Genomic DNA, 16222 nt, shown 5'->3' with positions numbered 1-16222 from the left:
GAGATGAGCATATGAGCAACAAAGAGAAAATTAAGTTGTTATGGAAAGAATATACCCAGCTTCATCCACAAACAGCGGATAAATATGACGCCTGGGCCTTTGGTGACAGTCCCCAGATGGCCGATAAACTGCTCGATCTGGTGATTCGTGGGATCAAGACAGGAACTGCTTCAAATTATGATATATTTGAAACTTGTGACGAGACGTTTCCGCAAGTTGGCGGGCACAGTATCGTGCTGGATGGTTCTGGTGATCCGCAGGCAATAATTATTACTACAGAGGTACAAATTATACCTTTTGATGAGGTTAGCGCTGAGTTTGCCTATACTGAAGGAGAGGGTGACCGGACGCTTAAGTCATGGCGTCATGATCATGAGCAGTTCTTCACCCGAGAATCCTTAAAATTCTTAAACAAACCCTTTGATCCAAAGATGAAAGTTGTTTGTGAGAACTTTAGAGTGGTATTTACAAAAGGCTAAGATCTTCAAAAAACGCAAAAGGCTGTCTCTTCCACAAGGAAGGGACAGCCTTTTGTGTATACTATAAATTCAACAGAATTAGATCCTCATTAATTTATGGTTTAGTGCCAAAATCCCAAAATCCAGCCAATAACAGAGATCCATAACGGAATGCTGATTAAGATACCCCAAACCAGCCCAGTGGCAATATTGCCTTCTGCAGGACGCACCACATTTTCCTGTTTCAATGGAATGCTCAATTCTTCTTGTTCCATGCGATCCCCTCCTAAAATATCTTATCGTCACAGTAGAGGAAAAAATGTAGACCGCTCGACCCAAAAAATTTAAATTTTGAATTTTGGTAGATATAAAGGCTCAGCGGCCAAACCGTTGTAAGTGCTTACATATTAGATATTAACCAAATTTTGAATAATTAAAAACTTAAATTTGCGGAAGTCATACAGTATATGCAGATTCTTAGTCCAATATTACTACTTTTTCCGGATTTCGTAAATATTCAAACATCGTCCGAATCTGCGCCTCTGTATTCCGCTCTGCTGAGAGCTCAGGCAGCTTATCTTCTGCAAAAAAAGAAACTTCGCTTGTCTCTACCCCTTCCATTGCCTCTCCGCCCACAATGCGGCATAAAATAAAGAACTTATACACGTGATAAGGCTCCGGTGGATGGTTATGAAATTTCTTATCTAATACAGCCAGTAAGCGAACTGCTTCTGCCTCAAAACCCGATTCCTCTTTGATTTCTTTCACAACAACCTCACTCGGGGACAGTCCAATGTCTCCCCAGCCACCAGGAAGCGCCCAATTCCCGTCCAACTTCTCGCGAACAAGTAGAATTTTATCCTCCCGGAATACAACACCACGGACATCAACTTTTGGAGTAGCATAACCCCCTTCACCCGCAAAGGAGAGTCTAATTCTCTCCTTGCTTTCGAAGGTATAATTAGCGAGGATATCTACACTGAGCTCCCGCAAAGCTTGATACCGTTCTATATCATAAACATCCTTAGCATAAGTTAATCCAGTCTGTGCGATGGCCTGAATTTCTTTGGCCCACGTTAACCATCTCTGCTCCATTGCTGCACCCCTTTTTCGGTACCTTGATTAGGATTACTGGCAAAGCATTAAATGACGCGAGAAGGCTCCTTTTTTAGCTTCACAACGGTCTATGATTGTAAATCCAGCTTCAGTGATCATCTCATCCATCGGTTCAATCGCAACGATAACCACCCGATCTGCAATCCGGCGCGCATTCACTAGAATCGCGAACTGCTCCTCAGGTGTAATACTAGAATATAGATTATATGGCATATCTACAATGGCTACATCGTAATGATCAGTGATATCCGCAATATCCCCAAGCGTTACCTCACTGGTGAATCCAAAATGGGCAATATTTGTTCTCGCACCGGTAGCAATCATAGGGTTAATATCACGTCCAACCATATCCATTCCCATTGACAAGGCTTCTACCATTACAGTTCCAATACCACAGCAAGGATCTATAGCACGTATACCTTCAGGATTCGGAATAGCCATATTAACCGCGGCACGGGCAACACGTGTACTAAGCGCGATAGAATAGCTGCGTGGCTTCTTCATTTGGCGGAACCAAGTTGCCTTGTTTTTATGATAAGATCCGAAGTACCAGCGTCCACCCAGTGTAACAATGCCGTATACCAGCTCCGGATGGTTAACATCCGCTTCTCCTTCAATCCGCAACCCAATTTCCCGCTCGATCACTCTGCGCTCATCATACTCTATTTTGTCTGCAGGGCCCAGATCGTTGGTCTTCACAAAAATAACCTTAAACGTCTTGCCGCCAAGCTCCACCTGCTCCGTTTGATCATAAATCTCAGGCAGACTATCCCCTTCATACATTACATCTATCCGCTCTTTAATGAAGGGACTGCGGCTGACATCCACTTCAACCTCACTCTTAAAAAGAGCAGCCGGCACCTGCTCGCCAAAAAGACATCGCAGCTCCATCTGACACAGCGATAATTCGTCCTCTGAACAGGTGTAAGTATAAATAAATGTGTTTGTTCCACTTTCCTTATGCAATATAATCCATCCTCTATCCCAGTGAATTGTTCTGCTGTCTTGTTACTCCTGTGTGTCGTGCTGGTGGTCATAATCTATACGCGCTTTGGCGATCTTCCCATTGTTTTTGTTGACCCAGTCCACAAGCGAGGTTAAAGGTCCCAACAATGATTCTCCTATGCTCGTCAGACCGTATTCCACAGTCAGTGGGACTGTAGGCGTCGCTTTACGCCAAACTAATCCATCCCGTTCCAAATGGCGCAGGGTCTGGGTCAGCATCCGTTGTGATATCCCTCCAGAGCGCCTTTGCAACTCTTTGAACCGCAAAGCTTCAGCACCTAAATTGACTATGATCAGCACACTCCATTTGTCTCCGACCCTGTCCAGAATCTGGCGGGTAATGGAGCAATCCTCCAGCATCGGCATGAACCGGGTGGGTTCTTCCTTTGAATGTTCCAACTGTGGTTACCTCCATGTAACTTAAGCATTTAATAGTGCCTTCTTGTCCCTCAAGCCTATTCAGCTTATCATGGTTACTGTTAGTAATCAACAACCGGAAAGGAACTAATAAATCATGAAAAAGACCATTGCCATCATGGGTGCTGGACCCGGCCTAGGACTCTCAATCGCCAAAAAATTCGGAGCCAACGGATTTCAAGTGGCATTAATCTCTCGAAATAAAGAGAAGCTGAACACCCTTGTTCAGGAACTGCAAGCACTAAATATCGAGGCTGCTGCTTTTCCTGCCGACGTATACAATAAAGAACAAGTAGCCACAGCCTTCGATAATATCAAGAAAAAATACGGCTTTATCGATGTGCTCGAATTCAGCCCGACAAGTGGAAATTACCCTCCTACTCCTGCTTCACAAGTAACCGAAGAAAATGCACAGGATGCCTTTCAGGCACTGGTTGTAGCCGCTATCCGCAGCGTAGCACAGGTATTGCCTGAGATGCTGGAGAAACGCAGCGGCGCACTGCTGTTCACAACCGGATTGTCCTCCATCTATCCCATGCAGATGATGGGTAATGTTGGCATTGCGCTTAGCGGATTAAGAAACTACGCACTTAACCTGCATGCAGATTTGGCTCCACAAGAAATCTATGTAGGTCATTTAGCACTTGGTGTATTCATTAAACCCGGCACCGCTACAGATCCAGGACTCATCGCTGATGTTTGGTATGAGATGTATATGGACAAAAGCAAAGCTGAGGATACTTTTCCCCAAGGTGTGAGACCGGCTACAATCATCTGGTGAGAGGTTTGCCCCATCGCTTTTGATCCATAGTGAGTTCTCCAGTATAATGGTTCCTATAGAATGCTAAACAAGACGGTCACGCATGGCCAATAAGCTTATGCCCAGGCGCTTACAAAGCCGGTTTTGCGCAGCAAAACTTAAGGAGGTACATACTCACTATGTCATACGAAACTTATTTTTCAACCCACCGGGATGAACATCTCGAAGAACTAAAACAATGGCTCAGAATTCCAAGTATTTCTGCCTTATCTGAACATAAGGACGATGTACTGAAGGCAGCCCATTGGCTGACAGACACCCTGAAAAAAGCCGGACTTGAGAACATTGAGTTGCATCCGACAGCGGGACATCCCGTTATATATGCCGATTATCTTCATGCTCCAGGCAAACCAACCATTCTCGTGTATGGTCACTACGATGTACAACCAGTAGACCCATTAAACCTATGGACCACACCTCCATTTGAACCAGAGATTCGTGATGGCAAGCTTTATGCACGCGGAGCAACAGATGACAAAGGACAAGTATTCGTTCACCTCAAAGCCATTGAGGCGATTCTAAAACAAGAAGGTACTCTTCCTGTGAATCTCAAGCTTTGCATCGAAGGTGAAGAAGAAATCGGCAGTGTGAATCTGCCTCCGTTCCTTGAAGCCAATAAAGAAAAGCTCGCTGCGGATGCGGTGTTAGTCTCCGATACATCCCTATTGGAACGCGGTCGTCCTGCCATCTGCACTGGGCTACGTGGACTAGCTTCCCTTGAAGTTGATGTAACTACCGCTTTGACAGACCTGCACTCCGGTTCTTACGGCGGTGGCGTTCCGAATGCACTGCATGCCCTAGTATCTTTGCTAAGCTCACTTCATGACGACAAAGGACGTGTATCTGTAGACGGATTCTATGAGGGCGTTCCTGAACTTTCCCCAATGCTGCGGGAAGAATTCGTGAAGCAAGGTGTGAATGAAGATAAAATCCGCGAAGGTCTTGGATTGGAATCGTTATACGGCGAAGAAGGTTATTCCTTTGTAGAACGGATTGGCGCTCGTCCTACGCTAGAGCTTAACGGCGTATACGGCGGTTTCCAAGGGGAAGGCAGTAAGACGGTTATCCCTAAAGAAGTCCATGCGAAGATTACCTGCCGCTTAGTTGGCGATCAGGATCCACAGCATATCCTCGATGCCGTTGAAGCACATCTGAAGGCTAATATTCAGACCGGAGCGAAAGTGCATGTTAAGCAAATGGAGAAGGCACGTGCCTTTAACATCGATCCGTCGAATCCTATTCTGCAAACTGCAGCAGACGCATATGGCAAAGTATATGGAACCCGTGCCCTCTTCACCAAAGACGGCGGCTCCATTCCGATCATGGAGAGCTTCTCCCGTGTACTGGAAGCACCTGTCGTTCTGATGGGCTTTGGTCTCGATGATGAGAACCTGCATGCACCGGATGAGCATTTCAACCTGGAGAACTTCGACAAGGGATTACTCACCATTGTTGAGTTCCTAAAGACTGTATAAGATAGCTACAAACAATTAAAGCCAGGGTCCCTAAATTGGGAGCCTGGCTTTTTAGTATGCGGCCAAACAAAAGAGCATCATTGCTTAGTCCATTTATAAAACCACCATACCATTGCTATCACCATTATTAATAAAAGAAAAACCAGGCTTTTAACTGAGCTACTTATTATTAAAGGTCTTAAATAAGCGATCATTATCCGTCCCCCATATAGAATGAATATAAAAGAGATATAATCACCATATCACTTAATACAAAATATTGAAATAGCAGAGAAACTCTGTGCTTAATCACAATTATTATCCTTCATGTAATATCTCCAGCAACAAAAATAAGCAACGTTTCAATCGTCCCTGAGATATTCTCCACTTTGCCATGACCATAAGGATGAGCTTTATCCGCAGAGCGACTCGACCATCGGACCGAGAAAAAAGCAATCAACGAAGCTACTAAATCTAAGGAGGAGTGGATCGCTTCCGAGATAATTGCTACTGAACCTGTAAGTACTCCGACCATAAGCTTTAAAGAAACGATAAATGTATTGCTAAGTACAGATAGGAACGCAATCTTTGCACCATTCAAAAGTTTCACAACCTTTTCTTAAAAGTACGCTATATTAAAGTTTTTCCATTAGGCAAATAGTATAAACAAAAAAATCCCACCAACCATTAATAGGCTGATGGGATATAAAAAAACCCTTGCATCGCAAGGATTTGGAAGTTTGAATTATGGAGCGGGTGATGGGAATCGAACCCACGCTATCAGCTTGGAAGGCTGAAGTTCTACCATTGAACTACACCCGCACTAGAAAGTGAATACAAGAGTTATTGTATCATCTCTACAAGTAAAAATCAACATTTTTTTAGTTTACAGGGAAGCGCCGAGGGGTGCCTTTTTTAAAAATATCGCCTCAAACTCTGCTGGTTGAATAGGTTTGCTGAACAGAAATCCTTGAGCTTCATGACAATGCTGCTCACGCAAAAACTGCAGCTGCTCCTTGTTCTCAACACCCTCAGCCGTAACCTTCAGCTTCAAATGATGCGCCATAGAAGTGATTGTAGAGACTATAGCAGCATTGTTGCTGTCCTCCATAACCTCTGATACGAACGACCTGTCGATTTTCAATCTGTCGATCGGCATGTTCTTTAGATAATGCAGGGAGCTGTAGCCTGTACCAAAATCATCAATACTGATGAAGACACCAAGCTCTTTCAGACGTTTCAGCTGATCAAAGGCTGTTTCTTTATCCAAGGTCATACTCTCAGTAATCTCAAGGTCGACATAACACGGATCTAATCCAATGTCGGTTAAGATGGTATGAATCCTCCCTGCTAGATTAGGCTGAAGGAATTGCCGCATAGATAGGTTGATGGAGACGCAAATCGGCACATAGCCGGCCAGCTGCCATTTTTTATTCTGCAGACAAGCTGTTTTGAGTACCCATTCCCCAATCGGAACAATGAGTCCACTCTCCTCAGCTAACGGGATAAATTCCGCAGGAGAGACCAGACCACGTTTCGGATGATTCCAGCGGAGTAGAGCTTCCATTCCTACGATCTCTTCCGTCTCCAACAAAACCTTTGGCTGATACACCAGAAAGAATTCATTGCGTTCAAGCGCTCTGCGGAGGTCATTTTCCAGCTTTAGACGTTCCTTTGCTTTCATCTGCATAGCTGGGATATACCGGCGAATCTCCACTCCCTGTTCCTTGGCATTATGTACAGCCGTATCAGCATTCTGAATTAGATGTTCCGCAGTTTCACCGTCACCGGGATAAATACTTAACCCCATACTAAGCGAAATATGGTACTCCCCCGACTCTAAGGCAATAGGTACTTCAAACAATCGATGCAGCTCCGTAGCTCGTACCAAACATTCTCCAAGACTTGCTCTCTCCATCATAAGAAAAGCGAACTCATCAGCCCCCATACTATAAAGCTCTTCAGTAGATTTGGCCTCATTCACAAGGCGCTCAGACACCAGCTTCAATAAATGGTCTCCGGCAAAATGGCCCAGGGAGTCATTTATATTCTTGAAATGATTAATATTCATAATAGCTAACGCTGAGAATTTATCGCTCGTTTTCTTCTCTCCAGCAATAATCATCTCTTCTACACGCTGCGTCAGACGACGTCTATTGGGAAGTCCCGTTAAATCATCATGATAGGCTAAATAATTGATCCGCTCCTCAGCCAACTGCTTTTCGTAAAAAGGTTCTTCAATCGTCAGACGATATACTCCGGTAAGCAGCAAGTAGTAAGCAACTCCGCTACACACCATTCCAAAAAGATCATCTATATTGCCACTACTGAATGGACTCATAAAAAAGGCTTGGCCCAAAGAGAAAAAGATAAGTGCTCGAATAATAATAAGCAGTGAGGCTGACTTTTCACTTTTTTCAGGAAATACAATAACTGCAACACCTGCCAAGTAAACAAAAAGAACTGCTAAATCAGCAATCTGCTTCAATGGATTCATCCAAGGCTTAGTTAATAACTGAGGCAATGCCGAGTGGCTGAAAATAAACAAAACAATGGAAAGCACAATCAACATGAAGGCTATTCTAAACAATTTTCTTTTTTCAGAGACAGACACGGGCTTATCTTCCCTGCTAAAAATAAACAACATTCCTAAACCGCTGATTAGTCGTGAGAGGGTTCGCAGCCACAACGATTCTTCAAAAGTTATGAATGATGAAATCAACGGGACGCCGACAAAACCCAGTGTATGCAAGAAATCAATAATACATATTCCACCAAAAAGAGCAGCGGCATATAATCTTCCTTTAGATAATCTGCTAGAGAAGAATAACCAGCCCTGTGCAAATATTGCAAATCCAAAAGCAACATTACAGCAGCCGACAATGAGATAGAGAGAAGAAATAATATCCCAATCGTCCAATCGGTTAAGCGATGTATGGAAAATTTGAATTAAAAGGAACAGCAAGGCGCCTACAGCAGCTGCTTGAATTGTCTTTTTCTCTTCTTGTCTCATAAGTCCCTCGCGTCTGAAAATAATATCTATTAATTAACATTCAAGTATAGTTATGTCCTATGTATAAATATCGGTGGGATAGGACTTTTAAGTTACATTTCTTTTATGGGCATTCAAAAGGAAGGCGCGTTTATAAGTTATATATTCATAAATCTTGCATAAATATAAACCATTTTCTGCTAGCAGGCAACCAAAAAAGCACTTCCCCCTACGAAAGGGTTCAGTGCTTCTAAGAAACTCAAGTTTATTTGTCACCAAAGGTTACTTCTGGTGTTGTAAGCTTATCAAAAAAATCAACGGATTTATCCTTGTCTGCAGATGCACGAAGTGCCATTGCTGAACGTGGATGCTCATCAAGTGTACCTGTGATCATATAAGGAATGATATAGCCCCACTCCTCTTTCTCACGCAAAGGAATCATCAGGCGTTCAATAATATCAAGCACAGGGCGCAAGGAGTAACGTGTATTCTTCAAATGAGTTACTAACAGCTCTGTAGGGCAATTTCCTGCAGCTCGTCCCATTCCATAACAAGAAGCATCCAGTAACTCTACACCATTCTCAGCAGCAATCAACGTGTTGGAGAACGCCAACTGAAGATTATTGTGAGTATGTACGCCTAGACGTTTGTTTGGCAGATGTGTCTTGAACTTCTCAACCAGATAATTCATGTCATTGTGATCCAAGCTGCCGTATGAATCTACAATATATACCACATCAACAACGCTCTCACGGATCATTTCAAAAGCTTCCAACAATTCATTCTCCATAACATTAGACAAAGCCATAATGTTGATCGTTGTCTCATAGCCTAGATCATGGAAAGTTTGTACCAATTGCAAGGCTTTCTCTACATCTTTGCTGTAGCATGCCACACGAATCAAATCCAGCATACTTTCGCTGCGGGGCAAAATATCATTCTCATCCACGCGGCCGATATCAACCAAAGCAGATAGCTTGGTGTGACCTTTTTGCGGAATCACTTTACGCAGGAAATCATCGTCCAGAAAACGCCATGGTCCGGCACCCTCTGCTCCTTTGAGCAATTTTGGTGAATTTTTATAACCGATTTCCATATAATCAACACCAGCTTCATTCAAGCCGGCATATAAGTTTTGTACAAATTCCACACTAAAATCCCAGTTGTTCACTAGGCCCCCATCTCGGATGGTGCAGTCAACAATCTTACATTGATTAGTCTTCATAATTATCTCCCTTCAACTATTGCAATCATTATAACCGCGAATATAGCTTTACTATGCAATTTATATCGTATAATCATACTTTAATGAAGAATAAAATGTAAAGGAATTTCATCTTCTTCTCCTTAATGCTATTACCACGTCGTGTCAGCGACAATGATCACAGTAAATAAGCCCTGAAAATGCTACATTACAAGAAAATCATTGAGATTGATTATCAGTCTCTTTTGGAGGGATAAAAATGGCTTCTACCTCTTGCTCATTACTGCGACTACAACCGGGTTCGACCGGATATATTCATAAAATAGAAGGAATCAACCCCATCCTGCGTCGTCGTCTGGCTGATCTTGGCGTGTCCGAGGGTGTGAGCATTCGCCTAAAAGGAAAAGGACCTTTTTTAGGACCTATTACCTTGGAATGCAATGGACAACTGTTCGCCATCCGCCGGAAGGAAGCTTCATTGATTGAGGTGAACGTGTCTTGAGTTCAATAGCACTTGTAGGTAACCCCAATACAGGTAAAACCTCTCTCTTCAATACATTGACCTCCTCATACGAATATGTTGGTAACTGGTCTGGGGTAACGGTAGAAAAGAAGATCGGCAGCCTGAAGAACGGCGCTGGCAAGCTCATTGATTTGCCGGGCATTTATTCCTTGCACCCACTCTCACGTGATGAGGGAGTTGCTGCCCAGTATTTAATAGAAGAATCTCCTGAAGCCTTAATTAATATCGTGGATGCTTCACAGCTGGAACGAAATCTGCTGCTCACGCTTCAATTACTTGAGTATGGCAAGCCTACCTTACTCGGACTGAATATGATTGACGTCGCCAATGCACGTGGAATTCGCATCAATCATGAAGTCTTACAATCACGACTGGGTATAACTGTCCTCCCGCTTGTTGCAAGAACGGGAAAAGGCTGCGCACAAGTCCTCAGTATTTTAGAGAAATCCTCTGCGATTCCCGCTGTAAAGTTCAAGTTAAACTACGGTGAGATTGTAGAGCATGCGATATCTTCTATAGAAAAGGAATTACTTCCTACCAAGAACTTACCAAATCACCGCTGGATTGCTCTACAGCTTATGGAGCAGAATCCGGTTATTCTTCATTTTCTAAAGACACGTATGGACACCACCCGCCTGCTAAACATCTGTGAATCCTGTCAGAGTGAGCTACAGATCAAAAAGCTGGCCCTGACGCTCCCCCAATGGATTCGCTCACAGCGGATGGATTATATCCACTCCATTTGTGAGGTTGCACTTGATACAACAACGCAGAAGCCTCATAACTTAACAGAAAAATTAGATTCCATATTGACGCATCGTTTTCTAGGACTGCCCTTATTTATCTTCTTTATGTATGCTCTCTTTAAGACCACATTTGACTGGGTCGGCGGACCTCTATCAGATCTCCTCGATGGCCTGATCTCCGGACCGATTAGTGATGGAGCCAATTCCCTGCTACAGACGCTTGGAGCATCCAGCTTCACCCATGCCCTGATCGTCGATGGATTAATTAGCGGTGTAGGGGGCGTCCTCGTCTTTGTCCCGCAAATCTTCATTCTCTTCCTGATCATTTCCTTCTTGGAGGATTCAGGATACATGGCTCGGGTTTGCTTATTAATGGACAGCACGATGGAACGTATGGGACTAAACGGAAAAGCATTTATTCCATTCATCATTGGCTTTGGCTGCAATGTACCTGCCATAATGGCGGCGCGCAGCATCGAACAGCCCAAAGACCGAATGCTGACCACCTTGCTAATGCCGCTGATGTCCTGTTCTGCGAGACTGCCTGTTTACGCTTTATTCGCAGCTGTGTTTTTTCCGGCGCAAGAGGCCGTAGCAGTTCTGTCCATGTATGTGATGGGTATTGTGTTTGCACTGATTCTTTGTAAGGTATTCTCTAAATATTTATTCAAAAATGAATCCTCAGTTTTCATGATCGAGCTTCCACCTTATCGTATGCCGCAGATCAAGACCTTATCGCGCAGCACTTGGGAAAAGGGCAAAGGTTTCCTGCGAAAAGCTGGAACTATTATTCTTGCAGGCTCAGCAATTATTTGGTTTATGTCTTATGCCGGTCCTGGCGGGTTTGATGTGGACATGGATCACAGCTTCCTGGCTAAGTTTGGAGGTATGATCGCACCGCTACTGGCACCGCTTGGTTTCGGAACATGGCAGGCTGGCTCTACATTGGTTCCGGGATTTTTGGCAAAAGAGGTAGTAGTCTCTACCATGAATATCATCTATCACGCACCAGATGCTGCTGGTTTAGAAAATCAAATTTCTCAAGTCTTCACACCATTGAGTTCGATCAGCTTTATGGCCTTTATCCTGCTATATATTCCTTGTTTGGCTACTGTAGGGGTAATCAAAAAAGAAACAGCATCTTGGAAATGGACCTTCTTCTCCATGGGCTATTCTCTCGTTCTGGCGTATATCGTATCTTTAATTATTTTTCAAGGCGGACGGTTATTAGGATGGTCGTAGACTTGTAAATAATAAGATTCTCATGATGAAAGTGGGGTACCATTATGATAAATGTTGTGATTATCGCCTTAATTTTCGGTTATTCTGGCTGGACCATCTATCGACATGTGCAAAAGGGGAAGCAGGGCGCTTGTGCAGGCTGTGATAAAGGAAAAAGCTGCTCGGCAGCATCGATGGATTCCCCTCTTTCTTGTTGTTCAACACCGGTTAACAACAAGAAGTAAGCTTGTAAAACGAGCAATAAATAGAGATTTATCGTTTAGCCTCCTTAACTAACGGGTATGTTTGTTATAAGCAACTAAAGACAATACCAAGGAGGTAATTCCTATGAATACCAAAAAGACATTATTTACAACAGTCGCATTGGGAGCAGTATATTTACTGAAGAATAAGGGAACTCGCGATAAAATTATGAACGGCATTCAATCCTACACTTCCCAATCGAAGGCCAAAAAATCCAGTGGTACTGTTTAAGCTTCTGCTCTTGGATTTCAATAAAGGGGTGTTCCCTAAACCAGAGTCTGGTTTAGGGAACACCCCTTGTTGTTTAGAACGGACAGCTCCCCGGATGTTTAGATCTCGCTTTCGCTCAGCAGCCACTGAATGATAGAACGAACCATGACACCTGTTGCTCCCTTAGGATTAACTCCACGTTCTTTAGATACATATGCAGTGCCAGCAATATCTAGATGAATCCATGGCAAGCCCTCAGCAAACTCACCTACAAATAATCCGCCTGTAGTAGCTCCACCATATCTTCCAGCAGTGTTACGGATATCGGCAACCTCGCTCTTTAGCATTTCACGAAATTCCGGGTATGCCGGAAGCTGCCAGACCTTTTCCCCTGAATAGCTTGAAGCGGCCAGAAATCGCTCCAGAAACGCTTCATCATTAGTCACAGCACCTGTTGCTATATCTCCCAAAGTGGACAACACAGCGCCTGTCAGCGTAGCTACATCGATAATACGTTTCGCTCCCCATTCCCGAGCATAAGTCAGCGCATCTCCCAGGACAATTCTGCCTTCAGCGTCAGTATTCAACACTTCTATTGTTCGTCCGCTCATGGAGGTAATAACATCTCCAGGCTTAAAAGCATTGGCCGATGGCATATTCTCCGCAGATGGAATAACCATAACGACATTCATTCGTGGACGTAAGCGGCCAAGCGCCTCCATTACTCCGAGTACAGCCGCTGCCCCTCCCATATCACTAATCAGCTCTTCCATACCTGGTGCTCTTTTTAAGGAGATCCCGCCGGTGTCAAAGGTAACTCCCTTCCCTACAAGCCCCACTACGTTATCCCAATTCCCTGTCCCCTGATAACGGATGACGATCATTCGTGGAGGGTTTACACTTCCTTTTCCGACGGCGAGCAATCCGCCCATTCCTTTTTTCTCAATTTCCCGTTCGTCCAGCACCTCAGAAGGAAAGCCATATCGTTCAGCAACCTCTATAGCGGCCACAGCAAGGTCTGAGGGGGTCAATAGATTACCAGGCATGTTGGTCAAGCTCCGCGCCAAATTCGTGGCCTCACCGAAAGCTAGCCCCTTCTGAATGCCTTGAGTCCAACCCCGCCCGGCAGTACCCTCTAATTTCTCTTTTATAGTGAAAACAACTGCTGTTGGGCCTGTATAAAAAGACTGCACCTGCTTATAGGTAGCCCGACGATAGGAACCAAGCATTAGCCCCTCCGTCAGCGCATAAGCAATAGAAGTCACATCCTTCTCTACGGTAAGCTCCTGTAATTTGTCCGGCACTTCAAATATCAGCTTGAGCGCCTTCAAACGAAGTGCTGCACGGGCTGTCTGAGCCCCCATTTGCCTTAGATCCTCAGTCGTGAGAAGTTGGTCCCCCCTGCCAACCAAAATAACAACAGGACAACCAGATGAATTCTCAGCAGGTAGTACATAAGTCTGATTAAGCTTGCCTTTAAATAAACCTGCCTTTCCCAATAGGCGAATTCTGTCATCCCAGCCCTCGGAAAAGCCTCCATTTTCAACCTCAGACTCAGAAATAATAAGGATAAGGGCATCACCCTGCACATTGTTGGCAACACCACTGTTGTAATCTATATTCATTGTGATTCCCTCCATTTGTTTCCCAAAACCAACACCCATTGTAACATAAGCAAAGGCTGATCTCCGCATCTGTATTATCCGCAGGGATCAGCCTCTTATTACTTATTCTAATGGATTAATGGCAAAGAGATCACAAAATGAGTACCCTCGTTGACTCTGCTGCTAACAGAAATGCATCCGCCATGATTTTTGATGATGCGGTCACTTACGGAAAGACCCAATCCTGTACCATTCTCTTTGGTAGTAAAGAAAGGATTAAATAACCTGTCCAGTGTACGAATATCCATTCCTTTACCGTTGTCAGATATGAACATACGGACCTCAGAGCCTTCTCTGCGGGCACCAACTTCGATTTTCCCCATCGAATCATCTTCTCGATCCGCTACAGCCTCCATTGCGTTTCTAATCATATTAAGCACGACTTGCTTCATCTGTTTGACATCGCCAGAAATCACCATGTCCTCTTGAAGAGGATGAAGATTGATCTGGCAGCCTTTCATTAAAGCTTCGCTCTCTGTAAGGAGAACAACCTCCTTAAGCAATGCGGACACGGGTATCATCCCCACCTGCGGAACTGACGGCTTAGAGGAGGACAGAAATTCATGAATAATATCGTTCGCACGATCGATCTCGGCCAATATAATCTTGGCATATTCCTCTTTCCCCAGTTGATGCAAGTATGGATGAAGCAGTTGAATAAATCCCCGGATCGCGGTCAACGGATTCCGGATTTCATGGGCAATAGATGCGGATAATTTGCCTAGCATAGCCAAGCTATCGTTCTGGTAAGCCGTTTGTTCGATTAACTTATAATCCGAGATTTCCTTGACAGTGAACAAATAACAGCCTTTCATTTGCTCTCCGCAGCATAAAGTAACCTTCCAGTAACGGCCATACTCGTCTAGAAACTCATAATTTGATTTTCCTTTGTATACCATCTCTCTGTAGCTCTGCAGTACTTGTTTTTTCTTGGAACGGCTCAGTCGAATATTAGACAGCAGATGGGAAAATGTGCAGCCCACAAGAGAGTGACGGGTAAGCTCAAGCATCCCGTACATTTGCTTATTTACAAAACTTATAACTCCCTCTTCATCAAAAAGCATGATTCCGCTGTCAATATTCTCTAGAACATCCTCGTATGTAGTATCCACAGGTCCAGTTTGATAGGTTCTTCCCGGTAATAGAAGACTTTCTTGATATTGGCTAATCACGATACGAAGTTCCCCCTTTTACTGCATTTGACGAAGACGCTTAAGCGACATCAAATTACTATGTATTTGAGTGTATGACGAAGCCGCCAGAACATTCGGTAATCGTTGCACTTTTTCCAACCGGTTCAATTATATTCCAATCATATCCAAGAGAACTAGACAACGCAATCGGAGAAACTGTCGAATGGTAAAAAAATTCATAAAATGATTCCAAAGACATATGAAACATCACATCAAATTATATTTATTGCTATTTATTCGCCTAAATGATTTAAAACAATCTAAAAAGGATCACGAAAAGCTAAAAAGGATTATAAAAAGCTAAAAAGCCCCCGCGATTGCGGAGGCTTACATGGAAAAATGGGGCATGCCCAAAAAATTAGTAATAAACTTATGCCTTTTGTTGCAGGCGTAGACGGCGCTGACTCATCACAGCTAACCTTTTTTTCAATTCCCGTTCCCACTTGGTATCCTCAATCTGTTTGGCTACAGCTAGCAGGTCAAGCGCCATATCGATTTGATTGCGTACAACGGCTAGAGGATCTTCACTCTCGACGTTAATGACGTTCTCGAATATTGCAGTTTCGTCTTCCATGACATAGTCCTGAAAGTCCACGTCGGTAACACCATCTCCATGTGCATATTCCGCTAAGATCTCATATTCATTCTCGACCTTGTAGTGAACCTCCACACGATGACATACCGGACAAAAAAGCAGGGGAACATTATGGACTTGCGTGCGATAATGTTTTAGGGTCCCCTTTGTTCCTACCATACTCGCTCCACAGCAAAAGCTCATATTTGTTCGCCCTCCTTAGAAATAACCCTTTGATTGTTTATTATTGTATTACATTACCCCAATGGAGATTCCTCCACTCGAGGACATAATATAACTTTTCGCGCCTATTTTCAAATCTATTTAGATATACAAGATCTTTTGGAGCAAAAAACCCCCT

General features: G+C 43.8%; 16 protein-coding genes, 1 tRNA gene and 1 pseudogene. 7 read left to right on the top strand and 11 right to left on the bottom strand.

Annotation, left to right across the window (positions count from 1 at the left end; translation table 11 throughout):
* Positions 1-11: 11 nt before the first annotated feature.
* Entirely contained in the window at positions 12-479 is a 468-nt protein-coding gene (locus MHI51_RS06710) for an ASCH domain-containing protein (protein ID WP_405173702.1), read from the top strand.
* A gap of 101 nt (positions 480-580) precedes the next feature.
* On the opposite strand, the gene MHI51_RS06705 is transcribed toward MHI51_RS06710, so the two are convergent.
* The 4 genes from MHI51_RS06705 to MHI51_RS06690 form a co-directional block, all read right to left on the bottom strand.
* Positions 581-733 carry a hypothetical protein gene (locus MHI51_RS06705; protein ID WP_155288093.1) on the bottom strand — a complete coding sequence of 51 codons (153 nt, stop codon included), beginning with the start codon at positions 731-733 and terminating at the stop codon, positions 581-583.
* Positions 734-935: 202 nt separating this feature from the next.
* Complete coding sequence (locus tag MHI51_RS06700; protein WP_076218513.1) at positions 936-1553, bottom strand: NUDIX hydrolase; 618 nt, start codon at positions 1551-1553, stop codon at positions 936-938.
* Positions 1554-1586: 33 nt separating this feature from the next.
* Positions 1587-2540 carry an RsmD family RNA methyltransferase gene (locus MHI51_RS06695; protein WP_076218514.1) on the bottom strand — a complete coding sequence of 318 codons (954 nt, stop codon included), beginning with the start codon at positions 2538-2540 and terminating at the stop codon, positions 1587-1589.
* 42 nt (positions 2541-2582) lie between these two features.
* On the bottom strand, positions 2583-2978 hold the full coding sequence (locus MHI51_RS06690) for a helix-turn-helix domain-containing protein (protein WP_244886429.1): 396 nt from the start codon (positions 2976-2978) through the stop codon (positions 2583-2585).
* 115 nt (positions 2979-3093) lie between these two features.
* Between MHI51_RS06690 and MHI51_RS06685 the strand changes: the two genes are divergently transcribed.
* Both MHI51_RS06685 and MHI51_RS06680 read left to right on the top strand, forming a co-directional pair.
* Positions 3094-3777, top strand: coding sequence for an SDR family oxidoreductase (locus MHI51_RS06685; RefSeq protein WP_076276670.1), 684 nt, complete (start codon positions 3094-3096; stop codon positions 3775-3777).
* 158 nt (positions 3778-3935) lie between these two features.
* Positions 3936-5291: a dipeptidase gene (locus MHI51_RS06680; protein WP_405173701.1), complete on the top strand. Its 1356-nt coding sequence runs from the start codon at positions 3936-3938 to the stop codon at positions 5289-5291.
* A gap of 316 nt (positions 5292-5607) precedes the next feature.
* On the opposite strand, the pseudogene MHI51_RS06675 reads toward MHI51_RS06680, so the two are convergent.
* The 4 genes and pseudogenes from MHI51_RS06675 to MHI51_RS06660 all read right to left on the bottom strand — a co-directional run.
* Positions 5608-5871: pseudogene (locus MHI51_RS06675) on the bottom strand (cation diffusion facilitator family transporter); the annotation flags it as partial.
* A gap of 147 nt (positions 5872-6018) precedes the next feature.
* Positions 6019-6092: transfer RNA gene (locus MHI51_RS06670), tRNA-Gly, on the bottom strand.
* 64 nt (positions 6093-6156) lie between these two features.
* Positions 6157-8283 (bottom strand): bifunctional diguanylate cyclase/phosphodiesterase, encoded by a 2127-nt coding sequence (locus MHI51_RS06665; protein WP_076192986.1) that lies wholly within the window; start codon positions 8281-8283, stop codon positions 6157-6159.
* Between the two features lie 244 nt (positions 8284-8527).
* On the bottom strand, positions 8528-9487 hold the full coding sequence (locus MHI51_RS06660; protein WP_170914180.1) for an aldolase catalytic domain-containing protein: 960 nt from the start codon (positions 9485-9487) through the stop codon (positions 8528-8530).
* 238 nt (positions 9488-9725) lie between these two features.
* Between MHI51_RS06660 and MHI51_RS06655 the strand changes: the two genes are divergently transcribed.
* The 4 genes from MHI51_RS06655 to MHI51_RS06640 all read left to right on the top strand — a co-directional run bounded on the left by MHI51_RS06655 (position 9726) and on the right by MHI51_RS06640 (position 12451).
* Positions 9726-9968 (top strand): FeoA family protein, encoded by a 243-nt coding sequence (locus tag MHI51_RS06655; RefSeq protein ID WP_036680093.1) that lies wholly within the window; start codon positions 9726-9728, stop codon positions 9966-9968.
* Positions 9965-11977 carry a ferrous iron transport protein B gene (gene feoB, locus MHI51_RS06650; protein WP_405173700.1) on the top strand — a complete coding sequence of 671 codons (2013 nt, stop codon included), beginning with the start codon at positions 9965-9967 and terminating at the stop codon, positions 11975-11977. Before MHI51_RS06655 ends, feoB begins: the two co-directional genes overlap by 4 nt.
* A gap of 44 nt (positions 11978-12021) precedes the next feature.
* Positions 12022-12201, top strand: coding sequence for a FeoB-associated Cys-rich membrane protein (locus MHI51_RS06645; RefSeq protein WP_405173699.1), 180 nt, complete (start codon positions 12022-12024; stop codon positions 12199-12201).
* Positions 12202-12304: 103 nt separating this feature from the next.
* Positions 12305-12451, top strand: a complete 147-nt coding sequence (locus MHI51_RS06640) for a hypothetical protein (RefSeq protein ID WP_172628785.1) — start codon at positions 12305-12307, stop codon at positions 12449-12451.
* Positions 12452-12549: 98 nt separating this feature from the next.
* Here the strand turns inward: MHI51_RS06640 and MHI51_RS06635 are convergent, their stop codons facing one another.
* The 3 genes from MHI51_RS06635 to MHI51_RS06625 form a co-directional block, all read right to left on the bottom strand.
* Entirely contained in the window at positions 12550-14055 is a 1506-nt protein-coding gene (locus MHI51_RS06635; RefSeq protein WP_143761989.1) for a leucyl aminopeptidase, read from the bottom strand.
* A gap of 107 nt (positions 14056-14162) precedes the next feature.
* Positions 14163-15266, bottom strand: a complete 1104-nt coding sequence (locus tag MHI51_RS06630) for an ATP-binding protein (protein ID WP_076218519.1) — start codon at positions 15264-15266, stop codon at positions 14163-14165.
* A 391-nt stretch (positions 15267-15657) separates the two neighbouring features.
* A complete protein-coding gene (locus MHI51_RS06625; protein WP_036680100.1) occupies positions 15658-16065 on the bottom strand; it encodes a hypothetical protein in 408 nt (135 codons plus the stop codon).
* Between the last annotated feature and the right edge of the window lie 157 nt (positions 16066-16222).

Origin of the sequence: Paenibacillus sp. FSL H8-0260, assembly GCF_045040625.1 — a bacterium.
Lineage (GTDB): Bacteria > Bacillota > Bacilli > Paenibacillales > Paenibacillaceae > Paenibacillus_AQ > Paenibacillus_AQ odorifer.
The sequence above is the reverse complement of the archived record's forward strand: the minus strand, read 5'-3'. Positions and strand labels throughout refer to the sequence as shown.